The 21009-nt window shown below is 66.9% G+C and carries 21 protein-coding genes and 1 pseudogene; 13 read left to right on the forward strand and 9 right to left on the reverse strand.

The window, feature by feature from the left end:
- Positions 1-189 precede the first annotated feature (189 nt).
- The 3 genes from rpsR to QRM60_RS01430 form a co-directional block, all read right to left on the reverse strand.
- Positions 190-420: a 30S ribosomal protein S18 gene (gene rpsR / locus QRM60_RS01420; RefSeq protein ID WP_005991243.1), complete on the reverse strand. Its 231-nt coding sequence runs from the start codon at positions 418-420 to the stop codon at positions 190-192.
- An 11-nt stretch (positions 421-431) separates the two neighbouring features.
- Positions 432-866 (reverse strand): 30S ribosomal protein S6, encoded by a 435-nt coding sequence (rpsF, locus tag QRM60_RS01425; protein WP_011036747.1) that lies wholly within the window; start codon positions 864-866, stop codon positions 432-434.
- A gap of 350 nt (positions 867-1216) precedes the next feature.
- Positions 1217-1555 (reverse strand): iron-sulfur cluster assembly accessory protein, encoded by a 339-nt coding sequence (locus tag QRM60_RS01430; RefSeq protein ID WP_014507399.1) that lies wholly within the window; start codon positions 1553-1555, stop codon positions 1217-1219.
- 188 nt (positions 1556-1743) lie between these two features.
- Between QRM60_RS01430 and asnS the strand changes: the two genes are divergently transcribed.
- The 13 genes from asnS (at position 1744) to QRM60_RS01495 (ending at position 14119) form a co-directional block, all read left to right on the forward strand.
- Complete coding sequence (asnS, locus tag QRM60_RS01435; protein ID WP_223647796.1) at positions 1744-3138, forward strand: asparagine--tRNA ligase; 1395 nt, start codon at positions 1744-1746, stop codon at positions 3136-3138.
- Between the two features lies 1 nt (position 3139).
- Positions 3140-3394 carry a hypothetical protein gene (locus tag QRM60_RS01440; protein ID WP_285445432.1) on the forward strand — a complete coding sequence of 85 codons (255 nt, stop codon included), beginning with the start codon at positions 3140-3142 and terminating at the stop codon, positions 3392-3394.
- On the forward strand, positions 3391-3696 hold the full coding sequence (locus QRM60_RS01445) for a hypothetical protein (protein ID WP_042598819.1): 306 nt from the start codon (positions 3391-3393) through the stop codon (positions 3694-3696). Before QRM60_RS01440 ends, QRM60_RS01445 begins: the two co-directional genes overlap by 4 nt.
- Entirely contained in the window at positions 3693-4028 is a 336-nt protein-coding gene (locus tag QRM60_RS01450; protein ID WP_012438669.1) for a hypothetical protein, read from the forward strand. Before QRM60_RS01445 ends, QRM60_RS01450 begins: the two co-directional genes overlap by 4 nt.
- Before the next feature lies 1 nt (position 4029).
- Entirely contained in the window at positions 4030-4668 is a 639-nt protein-coding gene (locus QRM60_RS01455; protein WP_119959862.1) for an FMN-binding negative transcriptional regulator, read from the forward strand.
- A gap of 93 nt (positions 4669-4761) precedes the next feature.
- Positions 4762-5424, forward strand: coding sequence for a carbonate dehydratase (can, locus tag QRM60_RS01460; protein ID WP_070692891.1), 663 nt, complete (start codon positions 4762-4764; stop codon positions 5422-5424).
- Positions 5425-5499: 75 nt separating this feature from the next.
- Positions 5500-6030 (forward strand): 3-hydroxyanthranilate 3,4-dioxygenase, encoded by a 531-nt coding sequence (locus QRM60_RS01465; protein ID WP_014507392.1) that lies wholly within the window; start codon positions 5500-5502, stop codon positions 6028-6030.
- Positions 6031-6092: 62 nt separating this feature from the next.
- A complete protein-coding gene (locus tag QRM60_RS01470; RefSeq protein ID WP_228440380.1) occupies positions 6093-8222 on the forward strand; it encodes an FUSC family protein in 2130 nt (709 codons plus the stop codon).
- A 32-nt stretch (positions 8223-8254) separates the two neighbouring features.
- Positions 8255-9526 (forward strand): kynureninase, encoded by a 1272-nt coding sequence (kynU, locus tag QRM60_RS01475; protein WP_285445433.1) that lies wholly within the window; start codon positions 8255-8257, stop codon positions 9524-9526.
- 49 nt (positions 9527-9575) lie between these two features.
- On the forward strand, positions 9576-10946 hold the full coding sequence (locus QRM60_RS01480; RefSeq protein WP_114997747.1) for an NAD(P)/FAD-dependent oxidoreductase: 1371 nt from the start codon (positions 9576-9578) through the stop codon (positions 10944-10946).
- A 360-nt stretch (positions 10947-11306) separates the two neighbouring features.
- Positions 11307-12752, forward strand: coding sequence for an exodeoxyribonuclease I (gene sbcB / locus QRM60_RS01485; RefSeq protein ID WP_285445434.1), 1446 nt, complete (start codon positions 11307-11309; stop codon positions 12750-12752).
- Positions 12749-13435 carry a DUF2461 domain-containing protein gene (locus tag QRM60_RS01490; protein WP_285445435.1) on the forward strand — a complete coding sequence of 229 codons (687 nt, stop codon included), beginning with the start codon at positions 12749-12751 and terminating at the stop codon, positions 13433-13435. Before sbcB ends, QRM60_RS01490 begins: the two co-directional genes overlap by 4 nt.
- A 111-nt stretch (positions 13436-13546) precedes the next feature.
- Positions 13547-14119, forward strand: coding sequence for a DUF2939 domain-containing protein (locus QRM60_RS01495; protein WP_274348663.1), 573 nt, complete (start codon positions 13547-13549; stop codon positions 14117-14119).
- A gap of 36 nt (positions 14120-14155) precedes the next feature.
- Here the strand turns inward: QRM60_RS01495 and QRM60_RS01500 are convergent, their stop codons facing one another.
- The 6 genes and pseudogenes from QRM60_RS01500 to QRM60_RS01525 form a co-directional block, all read right to left on the reverse strand.
- Positions 14156-14899, reverse strand: a complete 744-nt coding sequence (locus tag QRM60_RS01500; RefSeq protein WP_285445436.1) for a transferase — start codon at positions 14897-14899, stop codon at positions 14156-14158.
- On the reverse strand, positions 14896-15861 hold the full coding sequence (locus QRM60_RS01505; protein ID WP_012438679.1) for a 5'-nucleotidase: 966 nt from the start codon (positions 15859-15861) through the stop codon (positions 14896-14898). Before QRM60_RS01505 ends, QRM60_RS01500 begins: the two co-directional genes overlap by 4 nt.
- Positions 15862-16035: 174 nt before the next feature.
- The gene (locus QRM60_RS01510; protein ID WP_011036730.1) at positions 16036-16812 is read right to left on the reverse strand and encodes an NAD kinase; all 777 of its coding nucleotides are present in this window, start codon (positions 16810-16812) and stop codon (positions 16036-16038) included.
- Between the two features lie 211 nt (positions 16813-17023).
- A complete protein-coding gene (gene rlmKL, locus QRM60_RS01515; protein ID WP_115572812.1) occupies positions 17024-19159 on the reverse strand; it encodes a bifunctional 23S rRNA (guanine(2069)-N(7))-methyltransferase RlmK/23S rRNA (guanine(2445)-N(2))-methyltransferase RlmL in 2136 nt (711 codons plus the stop codon).
- A pseudogene (locus tag QRM60_RS01520) lies at positions 19156-19351 on the reverse strand (hypothetical protein). The gene rlmKL and the pseudogene QRM60_RS01520 overlap by 4 nt, the downstream one beginning before the upstream one ends.
- Entirely contained in the window at positions 19330-20943 is a 1614-nt protein-coding gene (locus QRM60_RS01525; RefSeq protein ID WP_285445437.1) for an ATP-binding cassette domain-containing protein, read from the reverse strand. Before QRM60_RS01525 ends, QRM60_RS01520 begins: the two are co-directional and overlap by 22 nt.
- Between the last annotated feature and the right edge of the window lie 66 nt (positions 20944-21009).

The following is a 21009-nucleotide window of genomic DNA, read 5'->3' on the forward strand; positions in this document are numbered from 1 at the left end:
ACTTCTATGAATTTAATAACCCGCACATGGATGTGCGGGCTTTTCGTGAGGGACTCACATCAGACCGTGCGGGCCTTTGTGAAGGACTCACATCAGACCGTGCGGGCTCTTGTGAGCGACTCACACAGAAAAACCGTGTGGGTCTTGCGAAAGGAGCCGCGCCACTGGCGGGCTCCCACGCAGTACTACTTAGACGTCGTGATTGTCCGTGTACGGGATCAGCGCCAGGAAACGCGAGCGCTTGACGGCCGTTGCCAGCTGGCGCTGGTACTTGGACTTGGTACCGGTCACGCGGCTCGGCACGATCTTGCCGTTCTCGGTGAGGTACTGACGCAGGGTGTTGAGATCCTTGTAATCGATCTCTTTGACGCCCTCGGCGGTGAACTTGCAGAACTTGCGACGACGGAAGAACTTGGACATGACAGCGCTCCTTAAGCGGCTTCGGCGTTGTCGCCGTCGGTATCGGTGGCGGCAGGTGCAGCATCGCCTTCCTCGTCGTCACGACGACGACGCTCGCTACGCTCGGGCTTGTCGCCCTTCTCGTCCTTGCTCTTCATGATCAGCGACTGCTCGGTATCCGGGCCATCGCGCTTGATCACCAGGTGACGCAGCACCGCATCGTTGAAGCGGAAGCTTTCCACCAGCTCGCTCAGCACGGCCTGGTCGACTTCGATGTTGAGCAGCACGTAGTGCGCCTTCACCAGGTTCTGGATCGGGTAGGCCAGCTGACGACGGCCCCAGTCTTCCAGGCGGTGGATGGTGCCGTTACCGCCCTCGATCAGCGACTTGTAGCGCTCGATCATGGCCGGGACCTGCTCGCTCTGGTCCGGATGGACCAGGAACACGACTTCGTAATGACGACTCATGTTGTTTTACCTTTCGGATGTGGCCACGTGGGCCGGACAGCTCCCCGGGAACCCGCACAAGGCGGCCGGTGGAGCAAGGGTTTCCCGCCCAAACGGACAGGAAGCCGGAAAGTATGGCAGTTCAAGCGCTTAGCCGCAACCGGGCCATCCCAACAGCCACGCTCACGAGTGCGGCGACTGCTTAAGCCCCTCTCCCGCCGGAGAGGGGTTGGGGTGAGGGTACGGGGCAAAGCCACTCGTATCGTTCAGCCACGCGAGCTTCGCCCGTCCCCTCATCCGCCCCTTTGGGGCACCTTCTCCCGATGGGAGAACGAAAAACACTCCGACGCTGCGCGGCTCACTCTCTTAGCTCAGCGATGCTCGGCTTCGGTGGTGAAGCTTTCCCCGCAGCCGCACTCGGCCGTGGCATTGGGGTTGCTGAAGGTGAAGGTCTCGCTCAGGCCGTGCTTGCCGAAGTCGATGCAGGTGCCATCCACCAGCGGCAGGCTGGTCGGGTCGACAAAGATGCTGACCCCGCCCTGCTCGAATACCGCGTCGTCGTCACGCTTTTCGCGCGCCAGGTCGGTGATGTGGCCCCAGCCGGAGCAGCCGGTCTTGGTCACGCCAAAGCGCAGCCCCAGCGCACCCGGGGTCTGCTGCACGAAACGCTGCACGCGCTCCAGCGCGGCGGGGGTGAGGCTGATGGTCATACGGGCACTCCAACACAATAACGGCAAGTATAGAGGCCGACCGGCGCGATCGGCATGCAGGCCAGATGGGGCCAGCGTTGCCCGTAGACAAGCGCGGCGCGCCTGCGCCTGTTCAGGTGCTCGCGCCGGCGCGGCCGCAGCCAGTAAACTCGCAGGTCACTCCAAGGTCGCTACGGCGAGGAATAGTCATGACGGTGGTCAGCGTTGAACATGCGCTTGCGGGGAAACTCCCGGAAGGCGGCGAAGTTACGGTACGCGGGTGGGTGCGCACGCTGCGCGGGTCTGCCGGACTGGCCTTCATCAACGTCACCGATGGCTCCTGCTTCGCGCCGATCCAGGTCGTGGCCACCGAGTCGCTGCCGAATTTCGACGAGATCAAGCGGCTGACCAGTGGCTGTTCGCTGATCGCCAAGGGCGTGCTGGTGAAGTCGCAAGGCAAGGGGCAATCGTTCGAGATCCAGGCCAGCGGTGTGGAGATCGTCGGCTGGGTCGAAGACCCGCTGACCTACCCGATCCAGCCCAAGCCGATGTCGCCGGAATTCCTGCGCGAAGTGGCGCATCTGCGTCCGCGCACCAACCTGTTCGGCGCGGTCACGCGTATCCGCAACTGCCTGGCGCAGGCGGTGCACCGCTTCTTCCACCAGAACGGCTTCAACTGGATCAGCACGCCGATCATCACCACCTCCGACGCCGAAGGCGCCGGGCAGATGTTCCGCGTCTCCACGCTGGACATGGTCAACCTGCCACGCGATGCCAAGGGCAACGTGGACTTCAGCCGCGACTTCTTCGGCAAGGAAACCTTCCTGACCGTGTCCGGCCAGCTCAACGTGGAGGCCTACTGCCTGGCACTGAGCAAGGTCTACACCTTCGGGCCGACCTTCCGTGCCGAAAACAGCCACACCACCCGCCATCTGGCCGAGTTCTGGATGATCGAGCCGGAAATCGCCTTCGCCGATCTGGCCGAAGACGCGCGCCTGGCCGAGCAGTTCCTCAAGTACCTGTTCCGCGCGGTGCTGGACGAACGTGGCGACGATCTGGCCTTCCTGGCCGAGCGCGTGGACAAGAACGCCATCAGCAAGCTGGAAGCCTTCATCAATGCGCCGTTCGAGCAGATCGACTACACCGAGGCGGTGAAGCTGCTGCAGAACTCCGGCAAGAGGTTCGACTTCCCGGTCGAATGGGGCCTGGACCTGCAGACCGAGCACGAGCGCTGGTTGACCGAAGAACACATCGGTCGCCCGGTGGTGGTGACCAACTATCCCGAGCACATCAAGGCGTTCTACATGCGCCTGAACGACGACGGCAAGACCGTTGCGGCGATGGATGTGCTGGCGCCGGGCATCGGCGAGATCATCGGCGGCAGCCAGCGCGAAGAGCGCCTGGACGTGCTCGACGCGCGCATGGCGCAGTTCGGCCTGGATAAGGAGCACTACAGCTGGTACCGGGATTTCCGCCGGTATGGCTCGGTGCCGCATGCCGGCTTCGGCTTGGGGTTCGAGCGCCTGGTGGTTTACGTGTGCGGCTTGAGCAATATCCGCGACGCGATCCCCTACCCGCGCGCGCCGGGCAGCGCGGAGTTCTGATATGAGCATGTTGGCCGCCTCCACACTGCAGATGCTGGCCTTCGTGCTGGCATTGCTGGCGGCCGGCATCGCCGGCGCGCGAGGCGTACGACTGGCGCGGCAGTCAGCCATGCAACTGGATTCCGCTGCATGGTGGCAAAGCGAGCCCGCACGCAAGGCGATCAGCCACGCAGTGCGCCCGCTGTGGTGGACCATTGCTGCGCTGCTGGTTGGCGCAGCCCTTCCCAAGCTGGCCTCGCTGATGGCGGACACATGACCCTGTTCTTCGCGCTGTGTTTCGTGGGTGTTGCGGTCGCCGGGCTGACCGCCCTGCTGATCTTCTGGCCACTCACCCTGGTACACCTGCGCGACCGCCACCCGGATGCGCTGGACAGCTTCGGCGACCCGGCCTTCATCAGCCCCACCGCGTGGCGCTGGTTGTTGGCGCGCCGCTACCGCAGCTACCGCGACAGTGCGCTGTCCGGTCTGGCCACACCCGCCTGGCTCTCGCTGCTGACCATTTTTTTCGGCCTGGGCATGGCGGCCCTGCTCGGGCTGCTTTCCAAGGTACTGGCATGAACATCATCGACATCGACGCAGCGCACAGCTCTGGCAGCCACGATCAGTGGTGGCTGGCCACCATCGGCCGCACCCTGATCTGGGCGCGCCTGCGCATCAAGGAAGCCGGCACTGCCGAAGTGCTGGACAGCGATGGCAAGACGCTGGCCTACGACAGCGAGGACACCGCACGCGCGGCCTTGTTCGATGCCGAATTCGTGGCACTGGACGGGCTGGACGAAGAAGACGCGCTGATGCGCGGTTTTTCGCTGCATGAGGTGTCGCCACCGCGCGGCGACAGCGATGCCGACCTGCGCGAGCGCATGGTGGTGACGATGGGCGGCCGCGCCTGAGATGTACGCACCGCGCGCGTTCGCACAGACCGATCTGGCGTTGCTGGACGGCCTGATCGCGCATGACCCGTTCGTCACCTTGATCACGCCGGGCGAGACCGGGCAACCGGCCATCTCGCATCTGCCAGTGATCTACCGGCGCGATGCGGAGGCGATCCTCATCGAAGGGCATTGGGCCCGCCCCAATCCGCAGGCGCGCCATCATGGCGATGCAGTGATGCTCGTGCACGGCCCGCATGCCTATGTGTCGCCCACCTGGTATCCGGACAAGGAAGCCGCCGCCCGCGTGCCCACCTGGAACTACGCGGTGGCGCATCTGCATGGCCAGTGCAGCGTAGTTGAGGACGAGGTGGCGGTCGGCGACTTGATCGGGCGCATGAGCGCGCAGTTCGAACACAGCATCGGCAGCGACTGGCTGTTCGAGATGGACCGTGACAGCCATCGGCGCCAGCTGCGCGGGCTGGTGGCCTTCCGCTTCGTGCCCAGCCGCATCGAACTCACTTTCAAGCTCAGTCAGAATCACCCGGTGGCCAATGTGCGTGCCGTCAGCGATGCGCTGGCCGCCCAAGCCTCTGCCGAGACGCAGGCGGTGGCCGCGCTGATGCGCGATGCACTGCAGGCGCGCAGCAGCCATGACTGAGCAGCGCCGTCGGCTTGGCGTTCCTGCACCACGGCTTTACGCCACTGCGGTGGCACCTACGCTCCCTTCCCCACGTTCTGGAATACTGCGCGCATGAACGAGCTCAACCATTTGCTTGAAAACAACCGCGCCTGGGCCGATCGCATCAATCGCGAAGACCCGGAATTCTTTGCCAAGCTGTCCACCCAGCAATCCCCGGAATATCTGTGGATCGGCTGTTCGGATTCACGCGTTCCGGCCAACCAGATCATCGACATGGCGCCGGGCGAAGTGTTCGTCCACCGCAACATCGCCAATGTGGTGGTGCATACCGATCTGAATTGCCTGTCGGTGATCCAGTTCGCGGTGGACGTCCTCAAGGTCAAGCACATTCTGGTCGTCGGCCATTACGGCTGCGGCGGCGTGTTTGCCAGCCTGACCCAGAAGCGCATGGGCCTGGTGGACAACTGGATCCGCCACGTCACCGATGTGGCCGACAAACACGAGGCCTGCCTGCACCAGGCCGGCGACCTGTCGGTGCAGCACGCACGCCTGTGCGAGCTCAATGTGCTGGAACAGGTAGTCAACGTCTGCCGCACCACCATCGTGCGCGATGCCTGGGACCGCGGCCAGGAACTGCGCGTGCACGGCTGGGTCTACAGCCTGCGCGACGGGCGTGCGCACGATCTGCGTATGTCGGTCGATCGTGCGGACATCCTGCAAGAGCGCTACGACACGGCGCTGGCGCAGATTCAGGCCGACCATAGCGAACGCTGAGCGCAGCCGGCCGCGCGGCACCCATCGGTGCCGCCGGTTGGCTATGCTGGGCGTCTTCTTCGCCAAGGAACGCCGATGCTGGTCCCACCGATCAACCTGCACGCCTGGGTCGAGCAGCACCGCCATCTGCTCAAGCCGCCGGTGGGCAACAAGTGCATCCAGCAGGACGGCTTCATCATCATGATCGTCGGTGGGCCGAACGCGCGCACCGACTATCACTATGACGAGGGCCCGGAGTGGTTTTTCCAGCTCGAAGGCGAGATGGTGCTGAAGGTGCAGGACGACGGCACCGCGCGCGACATCCCGATCCGTGCCGGCGAGATCTTTCTGCTGCCACCCAAGGTGCCGCATTCGCCGCAACGCGCCGCCGGATCGATCGGCTTGGTGATCGAGCGTGAGCGATTGCCGCATGAGCAGGACGGCCTGCAGTGGTATTGCCCGCAGTGCAATCACAAGCTGTATGAAGCGATGTTCCCGCTGGAAAATATCGAAACCGACTTCCCGCCGGTGTTCGATCATTTCTATCGTTCGCTTGCGCTGCGCACCTGCTCACAGTGCGGGCATGTGCACCCTGCGCCGGAACGCTATGCCGCCGCCGAGGCCTGAGCCGCGGGCCGTGAGTTGCACCCGCATTTGCCAACCACCTTGTTTGTGCTGACCTCCACGCCATGCTGCGCGCACTGATCGACCTCAAGCCGCGCGACGTGCCATTGCGCGTTGCACTGCGCAACACCGCCGCGGTGGTGTTGCCGCTGCTGATCGGCGTGGCGACGGGGCATGTTGCGGCCGGCCTGGCGGTGTGCAGCGGCGCGTTGAACACCATGTTTTCCGATCAGCCCGGCCCGTATCGGGCGCGCCTGCAGCGCATGCTGATGGCGGCGCTGGCTGCCGGCGGCGCCGCGCTGCTGGGCATCTGGGTCGGCCATAACACCCCCGCCCTGGTGCTCGCCGGGCTGGTGCTCGGCCTGGGCGGCGGCCTGCTGGTCGCATTGGGCCCGGTGGCGGCGCGGGTGGGCCTGACCAGCATGATCCTGTTGGTGGTCAGCGCCGACATGCGCCTGCCAGTAGCGCAGGCGCCAGGCGTTGCGCTGCTGATCTTTGCCGGCGGCGTGCTGCAGGTCCTGCTGGCGCTGGCTGCATGGCCCCTGCAGCGTTACCGGCCCGAGCGCTTTGCATTGGCAGAGCTGATGCGGCAGCTGGCCAGCATTGCGCGGCAACGCCCGGAAGCCAGCGCGCCGCCGCCGGCTACGCAGGAAGTGCTCGATGCCATGGTCATGCTGCATGGCGAGCACCGTTCGCGCGCAATCGCGGTGCAGAGCTTCCGCATCATTGCCGAGCTGTGCGACCGCGTGCGCCTGGAACTGCTGTCGCTGGCCGATGCCGACACCCGCCTGGGCCAGTCGCAGGCGCGGCCGGCGATCGAACGCGTGCTGGAGCGCAGCGCCATCGTGCTGGAACAACTTGCCCACGCGATGACCGTGGGGGAAGACCCCGCTGCCGCCACGGCCTCGATGACCGGCTTCGACGATCTGGTGGCGGCGCTGGCGCAGTTCCAGCACGACAACGCCGATACCCGCGAGCGCCGCCTGGTGCGCGTGGCAGTGGCGCGCGCGCAAGGCCTCGGCGGCCAGCTGCGCGCCCTGGTCCGCAATGCGCACTGGGCCAGCAGCCGCGGCGAGATCCAGGCGCAGCTGGCCGAAGCGCGGCTGCCCGCGGCGCTGCGCCCGGCCGCCACCTGGGCCACGCTGCGAGCGAACCTGGACCTGTCTTCGGTGGCGTTTCGTCATGCGTTGCGCTGCGGCGTGTGCCTGGCCCTGGCGATCGCCTTTCAGCGTTGGCAGCAGATTCCGCACGGCTTCTGGATCCCGATGACCACCGCGATCGTGCTCAAGCCGGATTTCGGCGGCACCTTCAGCTTTGGCGCCTTGCGGGTCGCCGGCACCTTCGTCGGCTTGTTGCTGGCCACGCTGCTTGCGCATCTGGCGATGGACGGTGCCGGCATCCGCCTCAGCCTGTTGGCGCTGTTTTGCCTAGGATTTCGCCTGTTGACACAGGTCAACTACGGCATCGGTGTGGCGTTTTTGACCGGCATGCTGGTGCTGCTGTTGTCGTTCGAAGGGGTGTCGCCGGGCGAGGCAGTCGGCGCGCGTCTGCAGGCCACCGTGGCCGGCAGCGCGCTGGCGCTGATTGCCTACGCACTGTGGCCCACGCGCGAACGCCGGCAGATCCGCGCCTCGCTGGCGCAATTGCTCGACGCCTACCGCGCGCACCTGCGCAACCTGCTGCTCGGCCAACTGGATGCCTTGAGCGACAGCCGCGCTGCCGCGCGGGTAGCGCGCACCAATACCCAGGCCTCGATCGAACGGCTGCGCGGAGAACCCCGCAGCCGACGCAACCTGGACGAGCTCAAGCGCGCCGAATCATTGTTGGCCAATGGCAACCGCTTGATCCGCGCCACGCTGTCACTGGAAGCGGTGCTGCGCGATGGTCACCCGCTGCCGGCACTGGATGGATTGCCTGCGTTTGCCGAGCAGGCCGATCAGGCCCTGGCCGAGTTGAGCGCCTGTCTGCGCGAAGGCCGCGTGCCGGCGCCGGCCACGCTGCGCACCGCCGAGCGCGGGGTGTCCGATGCGCTGGCGGCCCTACCTGATGGCCTGCCCGCAGCGGCGGCGCTGGCCGACACCATCGACCGTATCACCGACAGCATCGGCACCCTGACCCACCTGTTGCGCCCCGCCCGCCCCGCCACTGCCGAGGCGCCGGCCGTGCATGACGGCGCACAGGGCGCCGGCAGGTAAACTGCGGCATTGACCTGCGCCGCGAGCCGATGATGACCGATCCACTGTCCCGCTCCCATGCTGCCGCACTGGACGCTGCCGACCCGCTGCGCGCGCTCCGCGATGCGTTCGTGTTTCCGCAACATGGCGGCCAGGATCAGACCTATTTCGTCGGCAATTCACTGGGCCTGCAACCGCGCCAGGCGCGTGCGATGGTGTCCGAAGTGCTCGACCAGTGGGGCGCGCTCGCGGTGGAAGGCCACTTCACCGGCCCCACCCAATGGCTCACCTATCACCAGCTGGTGCGCGACGGGCTGGCACGGGTAGTCGGCGCACAGCCGGACGAGGTGGTGGCGATGAACACGCTCACCGTCAACCTGCACCTGATGATGGCCAGCTTCTACCGGCCCAGCGGCGAGCGTGCCGCGATCCTGATCGAAGCCGGCGCGTTTCCGTCCGACCGACACGCCGTGGAGTCGCAGCTGCGCCTGCACGGACTGGACCCGGACACGCACCTGATCGAAGTGGAGCCCGACGCACCCGACGGCACGCTGTCGATGGACGCGATCGCTGAAGCAATTGCGCAGCACGGCCCGCGGCTGGCGCTGGTGCTGTGGCCAGGGATCCAGTACCGCACCGGCCAGGCTTTCGCGCTGGGCGAGATTGCGCGGCTGGCACGCGCCCAGGGCGCAGCGGTGGGTTTCGACCTGGCGCACGCGGTGGGCAACATCCCGCTCAGCCTGCACGACGATGGCGTCGATTTCGCCGTGTGGTGCCACTACAAATATCTCAACGCCGGCCCGGGTGCGGTGGGTGGGTGCTTCGTGCATGCGCGGCATGCGCATAGCAACCTGCCGCGCATGGCCGGCTGGTGGGGCCACGAACAACCCACACGCTTCCGCATGGAACCGCAGTTCGTGCCTTCGCCCGGTGCCGAAGGCTGGCAGCTGAGCAATCCGCCAGTGCTGGCGCTGGCGCCGCTGCGCGCGTCGCTGGCGCTGTTCGACCAGGCCGGCATGCCGGCGCTGCGTGCCAAATCCGAGCAGCTCACCGGGCATCTGGAACAGCTGATCCACGCGCGCGTGCCGCAGGTGCTGCAGATCGTCACCCCGGCCGATCCCGCGCAGCGTGGCTGCCAGCTGTCGCTGCGCGTGGCCGGTGGCCGCACCCAGGGCCGTGCCCTGTTCGAATACCTGCAATCGGTGGGCGTGCTGGGCGACTGGCGCGAGCCGGATGTGATCCGCATCGCGCCGGTACCGCTGTACAACCGCTTCTGCGATCTGCACCAGTTGGTGGAGCACGTGGAAACCTGGGCCGCTGCCTGAGCCCTTCCTCCTTGCCGGCGCCCCTGTCCGGCCGCTGCCGGATACCGCATTGAGCGCTGCTGCCTCCCCTCGTTCCCTGACCCTGATCGGCGCCGGTTTGGCCGGTTGCCTGCTCGCCATTCTGCTGTCGCGGCGCGGCTGGCAGATCACCTTGTACGAACGCCGTGGCGACCCACGCATCAAGGGCTACGAGTCCGGGCGTTCGATCAACCTCGCCTTGGCCGAACGTGGCCGGCATGCCTTGCGGCAGGCCGGCGCCGAAGACGCGGTGATGGCCAAGGCGGTGATGATGCGCGGACGCATGATCCACCCGGTCAGCGGCGAGCCGCAGCTGCAGCGCTACGGGCGCGACGACAGCGAGGTGATCTGGTCGATCCACCGCGCCGCTTTGAATGTCACCCTGCTCGATCTGGCCGAACAGGCCGGCGCGCGCGTGCATTTCTATCGGCGCCTGCACACGGTGGATTTCGACGCCGGCTACGCGCGCTTCATCGACGACCGCGACGACCAGCCGCACGAGATCCACTTCCAGGCACTGGTCGGCAGCGACGGCGCCGGCTCGGCCTTGCGCGCGGCCATGCAGCGCAAGGCGCCGGTGGGCGAACACATCGCCTTTCTCGATCATTCCTACAAGGAACTGGAGATTCCGCCGCGGGCGGATGGCGGTTTTCGCATCGAACGCAATGCGCTGCACATCTGGCCGCGCGGGCGCTACATGTGCATCGCCCTGCCCAACGACGGCGGCACCTTCACGGTGACCTTGTTCCTGCCCAACGAAGGCACGCCGAGCTTTGCCACCACCCGCAGCGGCGACGAAGCGTTGGCCTTGTTTGCCCGCGACTTTCCCGATGCATTGCCGCTGATCCCGCAGCTCAAGGAACACTGGGAAGAGCACCCGCCCGGCCTGTTGGGCACGCTGACCCGCGAGCGCTGGCATCTGGATGGCCGCGCCGTGCTGCTGGGCGATGCCGCGCATGCGATGGTGCCGTTCCACGGCCAGGGCATGAACTGCGCGTTCGAAGATTGCGTGGCGTTGGCCGAGCAGCTGGATGCACACAGCGACCTGGGCGAGGCGTTCGCGGCCTTCGAAGCCGCGCGCCGCGACGATGCAGCCGCGATCCAGCAGATGGCACTGGAAAACTATCTGGAGATGCGCGATCGCGTGGGCGATGCGCAATTCCTGCTGCAGCGCGCGCTCGAACAGGAACTGCAGGCACGCTGGCCCACCCGCTTCGTCCCGCACTACACCATGGTCACCTTCCTGCGCACGCGCTACGCGATCGCCCTGGCACGCAGCGAGATCCAGCGCGAGATCCTGGTCGAAGCCACCCACGGCCACACCGATCTAGCGCGGATCGACTGGGCAGCACTCGAAACGGTGGTGCATGCGCGCCTGGAGCCGCTGGAAGGCGCGCACTGAACGCAGGGATGCGGCGTTGCCGATGACGTAGTGGCAGCGCCGTGGCGCGCAGGCGGCCACGACCCGAGCGACGCCTCGCTGTCAGTCGCCGCATGACATGTATGCGCGCCTTGGTCGCTATCTCGCGTGCGGCGCACGGGCAGCAGCGCTGGGCCATGACGTCAGCCGTTTGCCCGCACCCGCTGGCATCGACGAGCGCACAGCGCCTCTCTGCCGCGGGTGAAGCATGCGGCGTATTCCACTGCACCTCACAGCGCCCCCCGCACAGCCGCGCCTCAGCGAGGCGGCGGGAGGATGAGAGATACTAAGCAGCACCGGCGGCGCCTTGCAGCGCGCCGCAGCTTTGGATTGTGATACGGCATGCCTGACAGCTTTCTCTTCTACGACCTGGAAACCTTCGGCCAGGATCCGCGCCGCACCCGCATCGCGCAGTTCGCTGCGGTGCGCACCGATGCGCAACTGCGCGTGATCGAAGAGCCGATCAGTTTCTTCGTGCAGCCGGCCGACGATCTGTTGCCCTCGCCCTACGCCACCATGGTCACCGGCATCACCCCGCAGCACGCGCTGCGTGAGGGCGTGAACGAGGCCGAGGCATTCGCGCGCATTGCCGAGCAGATGGGCCGCCCGCAGACCTGCACGCTGGGCTACAACTCGATCCGCTTCGATGATGAGTTCGTGCGCTGCGGCCTGTTCCGCAATTTCTATGATCCCTACGAGCGTGAGTGGCGTGGCGGCAACTCGCGTTGGGATCTGCTCGACGTGCTGCGGTTGGTGCATGCACTGCGCCCGGACGGCATCGTGTGGCCACAGCGCGAGGATGGCGCCACCTCGTTCAAGCTGGAGCATCTGGCCGATGCCAATGCCGTGCGCGAAGGCGATGCGCATGAAGCCCTGTCGGACGTGTACGCCACCATCGGCATGGCGCGCAAGTTCCAGCAGAGCCAACCCAAACTGTGGGACTACGCGCTGCGGCTGCGCGACAAGCGCTTTGCTGCCAGTTTGCTGGACGTGATTGCGATGCAACCGGTGCTGCACATCTCGCAGCGCTACCCGGCCACGCGCCTGTGCGCGGCGGCGGTGTTGCCGCTGACCCGTCACCCGCGCATCGACAGCCGCGTGATTGTGTTCGATCTGGACGGCGACCCGGATGCGCTGTTGCGCCTGAGCCCGGACGAGATCGCCGACCGCCTGTACATTCGCGCCGCCGATCTGCCCGAAGGCGAGCAGCGCATCCCGCTCAAGGAAGTGCATCTGAACAAGGCCCCCGCCCTGGTGGCCTGGCAGCATCTGCGTAGCGATGATTTACAGCGCCTGGGCGTGGACCGCGCCGCGGTGGAAGCCAAGGCCGCGCGGTTGCGCGAACTGGGCCCGGAGCTGGCGGAAAAAGTACGCCAGGTCTACGGCGCCGAGCGCGCAGGGGCAGCAGCGGTCAACGACGCCGATGCCTCGCTGTATGACGGTTTTCTGGCCGAGGGCGACAAGCGCCTGCTGACGCAGGTGCGCAGCAGCGCGCCGGGCGAACTGGGCGCACTGGAAGCGCGCTTCCGCGACCCACGCCTGATCGAACTGCTGTTCCGTTACCGGGCGCGCAACTGGCCGCAGACACTTTCGCCGGACGAGCACCAACGCTGGAACGATTATCGCCGTCAACGTTTGCTGGAAGACCGCGGCCTGGGCGAGGTTACGCTGGAACAGTTCTACGCGCAGATCGCCGATTTACGGCTTGCTCACCCCGACGATGCTACCAAGCAATCCCTGCTCGACCAGCTCGCCGCCTGGGGTTCGGACCTCCAACGCACGCTATGACCACCTATTTTTCCGACGCCAGCTTCAAGTTCCTGCGCGCCCTGGCCCGCCACAACGACAAGACCTGGTTCAACGACCATCGGCATCAGTACGAGGCGCATGTGCGCCAGCCGTTCCTGCAGCTCATCACCGACCTGCAACCGGACCTTACGCAGGTCAGCGAGCACTATCGCGCCGATCCCAAAACGCAGGGCGGCTCGCTGTTCCGCATCTATCGCGACGCACGCTTTTCCAACGACAAATCGCCCTATAAAAACTGGCAAGGCGCGCGGCTGTTCCACGCGCGGCGGCGCGAGCTGCCGGCACCGTCGTTCTACATCCATCTGCAACCCGGCGAGAGTTTCGTTGGCGCGGGGCTATGGCATCCGGAGCCGGAGACGCAACGCAAGCTGCGGCAGTTCATCTTCGACAACCCGGGCAGCTGGAAAGCCGCCGCGCACGCGCCCAAGCTGACCCGCAAATTCGCACTCGACGACAGCGAAAAACTGGTGCGTGCGCCGCGCGGTTTCCCTGCCGACTTCGAGTTCATCGACGATCTCAAGCACCGCAACTGGGCGTATCTGCGTCCGCTCGACGACGCCACCATGACCGGCAATCGACTACGCCAGACCATTGCGGCCGATCTAGTGGTGTTGGCACCGTTCGTTGACTACCTGTGTGCCGCGCTGGATCTGGAATTCTGAGCGCAGGCACGCCATGCATGCCCGCGCACGGCCTGCCGCAATGCGCACATCCGCCACGCCTTCCAACACGTGCACCCGCTGTAATGCGCTATCAATCCAGGAGTGGCGGCAATGAAAAAATGGTGGTGGTTGCTCCCGCTGTTGATCGTGCTGGCACTGGCCGGCTATGTGGTCGGCGGGCCGTATCTGGCAATCCGCGGCATCAGTCAGGCGGTGGCCAACCGCGACACCGCGCAGCTGGCGCGGCACGTGGACTTTCCGACGCTGCGGGTCAACCTGAAAGCGCAACTGGACGACTACGTGGTGCGCGAGGCCGGCAGCGGCCTGCAATCGAGCCTGCTGGGTGGTTTTGCATTGCAGCTTGCCAGCCGTCTCGGCGGCGCCGGCGTGGATACGCTGGTGACACCGTTAGGCATCAGCGCGTTGCTGCAAGGCCATCAGGTCTGGAACCGCGTGACCGGCGAGACCGTCAGCCCGGACACCTACGCAGCACCCTCGCCTGCGCGACCGCTAGACGGCGCCGAGCAACGCTTCGAATCGACCCGCAGATTCACCGCCACCACCCACACCGCCAGCGGTGCGCCGGTGGTGTTCGTGCTGAGCCGCCAGGGCCTGCGTTGGCGCCTCACCGATATCCAACTGCCGCTGCGCGATGCTGCAGGCAGCGCCCCTGTCGGCGGCTGAGTCGCGCCAGCATGCACATTGGTCGGCACGCAGCGTTTAGCTGAATCGCCAAGCCCGCTCCGTCCACGCCGCCTGCAGGCGCTGCATGGAGGGCCGCAGTTGTCGCGCCGCTGACCACGGCAGCCGCCGCAGTGCATCGGCGACGCTGCCGGGCGTGCGTTTACCTTCCCAGCAAAACACGATCTGGTTACGCAGATCCGGCTCTGGCAGCACCAGCATGTGTCCATCGAACAGCGCGCGCAGCGTGCCCAGATGCTCGGCGGTCGCCACCTGGAACAGGTTCAACACGAGCACACCGCCGGGCCGCAGCGCCGCCTGGCACGCCGCGTAGAATGCGGTAGTGCACAGCGCCGGCGGAATGCCGTCGGCGTCGTAGGCGTCCAGCAATAACAGGTCATAACGTTGCGGACGATGGGCGATCCAGGCCGCGCCATCGTCCAGGCTGACCTCCAGGCGTGCGTCATCGCGCGGCAGGCGAAACACATCGCGCAAGGCCAGCACCTGCGGATCGGCCTCCACTGCTTCGACACGTGCCCAGGGCAGATACCGGTGACAGAACTTGGCCTGCGCGCCGCCGCCCAGACCAATGATGCCGATGCACTGCGGGCGCGGCTGTAGCCATAACGCGGCCAACATGCCGCGCGTATAGGGCACCACCAGCCGGTGCGGCGCCCAGCGCGCCATGCGCGTCTGGATGGTGTCCTCGGCGAAGGACAGCTCCACCGCGCGCCAGCTCATCCGCAGCGCGGCGCGGACCGGCGTGCGCTGCGGCCCGCTCATCCGATCGGTGGGTCGTTGGCCACGCCGTGCGGCACGTGGCCGGCGGCCACATGCTGGTGCTGGCGTGCGCTATCGATGTTGTGTTGCGAATCATCGAAGAAGATATCCGCGCCAAATGCTTCCAGGAACGGCCCCTTGTGGCGCCCGCCCAGGAACAGCGCTTCGTCCAGCCGCACACCCCACTCGCGCAGGGTGCGGATCACCCGCTCGTGCGCCGGTGCCGAGCGCGCGGTGACCAGCGCGGTGCGGATCGGCGAAGCCTCGCCCGGCGGGAACGCCGCCTGCAGCGCATGCAGGGCCGAGAGGAAATTACGAAACGGACCCACCGACAACGGCTCGCGTGCGCGCTCGCGCTCGTGGCGGCCAAACGCTTCCACGCCCTGTTCGCGCGAGATGCGCTCGCTCTCGTCGCCGAAGATCACCGCATCGCCGTCGAAGGCGATCCGCAGCTGCGTGGACAAGCGGGTGTCGTCGTTGTCGACGATGGCCGCAGCCGCCTCGGCCCGTTCGCCCGGTGCACGCGGCATGATGGTGGCCGCTGCGATGCCATGGGTGAGCGCGCGCCGCACCGACTCGGGATTGGCCGACAGGAACAGATCGGTGCCGAACGGTTTGACATAAGGCCAGGTCGGCTGACCAGAGGTAAAGGTGGCGCGCACGATGCCCAGGTTGTAATGCTGGATGGAATTGAAGATGCGCAAGCCGGTGTCGGCGGAATTGCGCGACAGCAGGATCACTTCAACGCGCGGCGTTTCTTCGGGCGTGTCGTGGTTGAGCGCCAGCAACTTGCGCACCACCGGAAACGCCACGCCCGGCTCCAGGATGTCGTCCTCGTGCTCGCGCTGGAATGCGGAATACGCCTCCACCCCGTCGGCCTCGAACAGCGCGTGGCCTTCTTCGAGATCGAACAATGCGCGGGAGGTCACCGCGACGGTCAGCAGTCTGGGGGAGTTGTCAGCCATTTGAATGCCGGGATTGGGGAGTGGGGAATCGGGAATAGGTAGAAGCAGGAACGGCAGATCGGGAGTGCCTCGGGCATCCGTGCAGCATCGTAGCGTGTGCGTACACGTCTAAAGCACACGTGCCGCGCTGTTGCTGTTGCCAATCCCGCATCCCGACTGCCCAATCCCCGCCCCTCACACCGCAAACTGCTCGCTGAAGATGCGTTCTTCCAGGTTGTGTTCGGGGTCGAACAGCAAGGTCACGCGGCGCTCGGTGGATTCGCGGATGGTCACTTCGACCACGTCGCGGATTTCATGCGAATCGGCGGTCACGCTGACCGGGCGTTTGTAAGGATCCAGCACGCGAAAGCGCACTTCGGTATCGGCCTTGAGGATGGCGCCGCGCCAGCGCCGCGGCCGGTACGGCGCGATCGGGGTCAAGGCCAGCGTGTGCGAGCCCAGCGGCAGGATCGGGCCGTGCGCGGAGTAGTTATAGGCGGTGCTGCCGGCTGGGGTTGCCACCATCACCCCGTCGCCGATCAGCTCGGCAATGCGGGTCTGGCCATTGAGATCCACGCTCAGATGCGCGGCCTGGCGGGTCTGCCGCAGCAAGGAGACCTCGTTATAGGCCAGCGAACCGGCACTGGTGCCGGATTCGGTCTGCACCAGCATTTCCAGCGGACGCAGGTGGGCCGGCTCGGCGCGTTGCAGGCGCGCCAGCAGGTCGTCCTCATCGTCGCGGTACTGGTTCATCAAAAACCCGACCGAGCCCAGCTTCATGCCGAACACCGGCTTATCGGCGGCACCGTGCCGGTGCAGGGTCTGCAGCATGAATCCGTCGCCGCCCAGCGCGCAGACGATGTCGGCATCGTGCAAGGCGTGGTCGCCGTAGCGCTGCACCAGGCGCGCGCGTGCGGCCACTGCCGGCTCGGCGGGGCTGGCAAGAAAAGCGATGCGGGGCATTGCGGTCATCGTTGACTCCAGGGCATGCGAATCAGCATACCGCAGCGCCGTGGTGGGCTTGTGCGTGGGCCGCTGTCACGGCGCGCGCGCCGCAGCGGATGCGTTGCTGCGCGGCATCCGCTGCGTGCGGCAGGCCGCCGCGCCGCCAAGGTGCATGAACCCGCCGCAGGTCGTCCAAGCCCTGCGCTGCGCCGTCATCCGCCGCTGGCGCGGCGTGTCATCACGCGGTCAAACGCCAGGCGCGGTGGATGCGTGCATGCCGCTCGAAATCCGGGTCGATGGTGCGCGGGCTGATCTCCTCGCATTGCGCAAACTCGGCCACCGCCTCTTCATCCAGCTTGAACCGGCGGAAATTGTTGGAGAAATACAGCACGCCGCCCGGCGCCAGGCGCGCCACTGCCGCGCGCAGCAAGCGCACATGCTCACGCTGGATATCGAAATCCTCGGCGCGTGCGGAGTTGGAGAACGTCGGCGGGTCGCAGAAGATCACGTCGAAGTGCGCACGCTCGGCTTCCAGCCAGGCCAGCGCGTCGGCCTGCACCAGCTTGTGCTTGCTGCCGGCCTGGCCGTTCAAGGCCAGGTTGTCCGCGCACCACTGCAGATAGGTACCGGACAGGTCCACGCTGGTCGTGGCGCTCGCGCCGGCCACCGCCGCCTGCACGCTGGCCACGCCGGTGTAGCAGAACAGGTTGAGGAAGCGTCGCCCCTTGGACTGTTGCGCCATGGTGCCGCGCAACGGGCGGTGATCCAGAAACAGGCCGGTGTCCAGATAATCGAACAGGTTCACCCGCAGCAGCGCGCCGTGCTCGCGCACGTTGACGATTTCGTTGCGCTGCTCGAAGCGGCCGTACTTGCTGCCACCCTTGCCACGTTCGCGCGACTTCAACGCGACACGTTCGGCCGGCACCTCGAACACCTCGCGCGCAGCGGCCAACAATTCGCCCAGGCGACGGCGCACATCCGCCTCGGGAATGGTCGCCGGCGCGGCGTATTCCTGCACATGCAGGAAGATGCGGCGGTCGCCATCGGCTTGCTGGTACACGTCGATGGCAGCGGAATATTCCGGCAGGTCGGCATCGTAGACGCGGAAGCACTCGATGCCTTCGCGGGCGCGCCACTTCTTGAATTTCTGCAGGTTCTTGCGCAGGCGGTTGGCCACCATCTGCGCGCCTTCGCTGAGCGCCGTCGGTGCCGCCAACGGAGTCCGGCGCGGTACCGCGATCGGGTCGCAGACGATCAACGCGCACTCGATCGCGCCATTGAACAACTGGTATTTCTTGCCCGCACGCAGGCCGGTGGCGTACGCCAGCTCGGCATTGCCGCACAGCAGGCTCGCCCGCCACTGCGGCACCACGCGCTGCAGGGTGTCGCCAAGTTTGCGATACAAGGCCGCGTCGGCAGCCAGGCGCTCGTCGTACGGCGGGTTGCACACCACCACGCCGGTGGCCTGCGGCGGAGTCTGCAGGTCGCCGACCTCGCGCACGCCGAACCAGATGGCCTCCGCCACGCCGGCCACCTGCGCATTTTCCTTGGCAGCGCGAATCGCATGCGGGTCCATGTCGCTGCCATGGATCACCTGCTTGAGCGCGGCACGGCCAACGCTGTCGCGCTCGCGTGCCTCGGTCACCAGCTGCTGCCAGCTGTCGCGGTCGAACCCGCGCCAGCGGCTGGGAATGTCGCTGCCATACCGCTGCAGACCGGGCGCGACATCGGCCGCCATCAGCGCGCCTTCGATCAACAAGGTGCCGCTGCCGCACATCGGGTCCAGCAAGCCACCGCCATCGGCATAGGCACGCGGCCAGCCGGCGCGCAGCAGCACGGCAGCGGCTAGGTTTTCCTTCAACGGCGCTTCGTTCTGCGCCATGCGCCAGCCACGCCGGTGCAGCGGCCCGCCGCCCAGATCCACCGAAATAGTGGCGCGGCCCTTGCGCAGCGACAGGTTCAGGCGCAGATCCGGGCTTTCCACGTCCACCGACGGGCGCTCCAGCCCCTGCCGGCGAATGGTGTCCACCACCGCGTCCTTGATGCGCTGCGCCGCATAACGGGCATGCGTAATGGCGGTGCCGGAGACGTGCGCGTCGACCGACAGCGTGTGCCCGGTAGACAAATGCTCATGCCAGGGCAGCTCGGCAACGCCGGCATACAGGGCGTCTTCGTCCGGGCACTCGAACTCGGTCAGCGGCCACAGCACCCGGCTGGCCAGCCGCGACCACAGCACGGCGCGCTGGGCATCGCGCAAGGCGCCCTCGACGTTGACGCCGGAAATGGTGGCGGTGGCCTTGCTGGCACCGAGCGCGAGCAACTCGTCGGCGAGCAGGTATTCCAGGCCCTTGGCACAGGATGCGAAGAATTTCACGTAGGCAGGTATCGATGGAGACGATGACCGCGCAGCTGGCGGCGACCGTGGAAGCAGGACAGCGGGCCGGTGGCGGTGAAGCGCTGCCGTGGCCGCCGCGGGCGGGGGCAAATGGTCGGCCATCAGGGCCGGCATTACCAGCCCGACGGCCTGCCCTGCCCGTGCGCGGTTCACCACGGCGCCAGCCGCCACTGCGGCTGGGCCGTGTCCAGGCGCTGCTGCAGACCCAGCCGTTGCAGGAAGGCGGCGTCGTGCGAGACCACCATCAGGGCGCCCCGATAGTCCTGCAGCAGCGCTTCCACCGCCTCCACTGAGGCCAGGTCCAGATGGTTGGTTGGCTCGTCCAGCAGCAGCAACTGCGCCGGCCGGGCCCGGTATAGCGCACAGTCCAGCGCCACCTTCAGCCGCTGGCCGCCGCTGAGCTGGCTGGTGGGCAGGTCGGCACGGGCCTGGTCCAGGCCCAGCAGCGCAAGCCGCAAGCGCTGCGAATGGGCCTGGCCATCAGGGTCGGCAGCGTGCAGGTGCTGCGCGGCAGAACGCGCCGGGTCCAGCTGCGCCAAGTCCTGGTCCAGATAGGCCACTGGCACGTGGATCGCGCACTGCCCGGCTGACGGCAGCAGTTGCCCGGCCAGCAGCCGCAGCAACGACGACTCGCCGGTGCCATTGGGCCCGACCACCCCGATGCGCGGCTGGCCGTGCAGCAGCAGGTCCAGCCGCCGCCCACCCAGCCGCCCATCCGCCAGCGCCACCTGCTGCAGCGTGGCGAGCCGGTGCGCCGCGGTGGCCGGCGAGGACGGTGGCAGCAGCGCGACCGCCTGCGCGTGATCCACCTGCAATGCCGCATCGATGACGGCAGTGGCCAGGCGTGCGCGCTCGGCGCTGCGCTGCTGGTGCAGGCGCCCGGCGCTGGCCTCGCTGCGCTGCTTTTGCCGGCCAAGCAGGATCGGCGCCTGATTGGCCTGGCTGGCGGCACGGCTGCCACGTGCCTGGCGCTGCTGCTGCCGTTGCTGCTGGCTGCGCAGGGCCTGCTCGCCCCGCTGCCGCTCCAGCTTGCGGCTGGCCAGCAGGTCGCAGGCGGCCTGCCGTTCCAGCGCCCGCTGCGCGGCATAGGCGCTGTAGTTGCCGCCGTAGCTGCGCAGCCCCTGCGGCGACAGCTCCAGGATGCGCTGCATCGTCTCCAGCAACGCGCGGTCATGGCTGATGACCAGCAGCCCGCCGGTCCAGGCCTGCAACTGCGCCAGCAAGCGCGCGCGCTGCACGCCATCCAGATGATTGCTCGGCTCGTCCAGGATCAAAAAGTCTGGCTGCGCCAGCCATGCGCCCGCCAGAGCCACCCGCATCGCCTCGCCACCGCTGAGCGTGTCCGCCGGCGCACGCGCATCGCGCCCGCCCAGGCCGTGCTGTTCCAGGGCAGCGGCGAATGTCTGATGCGCGGTCCAGCGCTCGCCGACCCGTTCGAAATCAGCCGCTTCCACGCTGCCGTTCGCAATGCGGTCCAATGCATCCAGAAGCGGCGCCACGCCGGCCAGCGCGGCAATGCTCTGCCCAGGCGCGGCGCTCACGCGCTGCGGCAGGTAATGCGCGCTGCCAGTACGAACGCAGCGCCCGGCACTGGGCGCCAGCGCACCGGCCAGGATGCGGCCAAGCACGCTCTTGCCCACGCCATTGCGACCGACCAGGCCGGTGCGGCGCTGATCGATGTGCGTGGTGAGATCAGAAAACAAAGGGCTGCCATCGGGCAGCAGATACATAACGCTTTCCAGCGCCAGCGAAGGACAGGTCATCGGTTACTCCATTGCATGCCAGCACGCGCGCCGATCCAACCGGAACGGCAGCGGGTTCGGCCGTCA

The sequence above is a fragment of the Xanthomonas sp. fls2-241-TYG-148 genome (assembly GCF_030208815.1).
Lineage (GTDB): Bacteria > Pseudomonadota > Gammaproteobacteria > Xanthomonadales > Xanthomonadaceae > Xanthomonas > Xanthomonas campestris.

What these genes read in the sequence shown, in the direction of transcription:
- QRM60_RS01455 (WP_119959862.1), top strand. Translation starts at nt 4,030, where the DNA reads ATGTACGCACCGCGCGCGTTCGCACAGACCGATCTGGCGTTGCTGGAC.
- kynU (WP_285445433.1), top strand. Translation starts at nt 8,255, where the DNA reads ATGACCGATCCACTGTCCCGCTCCCATGCTGCCGCACTGGACGCTGCC.
- QRM60_RS01505 (WP_012438679.1), bottom strand. Translation starts at nt 15,861, where the DNA reads ATGGCTGACAACTCCCCCAGACTGCTGACCGTCGCGGTGACCTCCCGC.
- rpsR (WP_005991243.1), bottom strand. Translation starts at nt 420, where the DNA reads ATGTCCAAGTTCTTCCGTCGTCGCAAGTTCTGCAAGTTCACCGCCGAG.
- QRM60_RS01465 (WP_014507392.1), top strand. Translation starts at nt 5,500, where the DNA reads ATGCTGGTCCCACCGATCAACCTGCACGCCTGGGTCGAGCAGCACCGC.
- QRM60_RS01470 (WP_228440380.1), top strand. Translation starts at nt 6,093, where the DNA reads ATGCTGCGCGCACTGATCGACCTCAAGCCGCGCGACGTGCCATTGCGC.
- QRM60_RS01495 (WP_274348663.1), top strand. Translation starts at nt 13,547, where the DNA reads ATGAAAAAATGGTGGTGGTTGCTCCCGCTGTTGATCGTGCTGGCACTG.
- rpsF (WP_011036747.1), bottom strand. Translation starts at nt 866, where the DNA reads ATGAGTCGTCATTACGAAGTCGTGTTCCTGGTCCATCCGGACCAGAGC.
- QRM60_RS01450 (WP_012438669.1), top strand. Translation starts at nt 3,693, where the DNA reads ATGAACATCATCGACATCGACGCAGCGCACAGCTCTGGCAGCCACGAT.
- QRM60_RS01525 (WP_285445437.1), bottom strand. Translation starts at nt 20,943, where the DNA reads ATGACCTGTCCTTCGCTGGCGCTGGAAAGCGTTATGTATCTGCTGCCC.
- asnS (WP_223647796.1), top strand. Translation starts at nt 1,744, where the DNA reads ATGACGGTGGTCAGCGTTGAACATGCGCTTGCGGGGAAACTCCCGGAA.
- can (WP_070692891.1), top strand. Translation starts at nt 4,762, where the DNA reads ATGAACGAGCTCAACCATTTGCTTGAAAACAACCGCGCCTGGGCCGAT.
- QRM60_RS01445 (WP_042598819.1), top strand. Translation starts at nt 3,391, where the DNA reads ATGACCCTGTTCTTCGCGCTGTGTTTCGTGGGTGTTGCGGTCGCCGGG.
- QRM60_RS01440 (WP_285445432.1), top strand. Translation starts at nt 3,140, where the DNA reads ATGAGCATGTTGGCCGCCTCCACACTGCAGATGCTGGCCTTCGTGCTG.
- QRM60_RS01510 (WP_011036730.1), bottom strand. Translation starts at nt 16,812, where the DNA reads ATGACCGCAATGCCCCGCATCGCTTTTCTTGCCAGCCCCGCCGAGCCG.
- sbcB (WP_285445434.1), top strand. Translation starts at nt 11,307, where the DNA reads ATGCCTGACAGCTTTCTCTTCTACGACCTGGAAACCTTCGGCCAGGAT.
- QRM60_RS01430 (WP_014507399.1), bottom strand. Translation starts at nt 1,555, where the DNA reads ATGACCATCAGCCTCACCCCCGCCGCGCTGGAGCGCGTGCAGCGTTTC.
- QRM60_RS01500 (WP_285445436.1), bottom strand. Translation starts at nt 14,899, where the DNA reads ATGAGCGGGCCGCAGCGCACGCCGGTCCGCGCCGCGCTGCGGATGAGC.
- QRM60_RS01490 (WP_285445435.1), top strand. Translation starts at nt 12,749, where the DNA reads ATGACCACCTATTTTTCCGACGCCAGCTTCAAGTTCCTGCGCGCCCTG.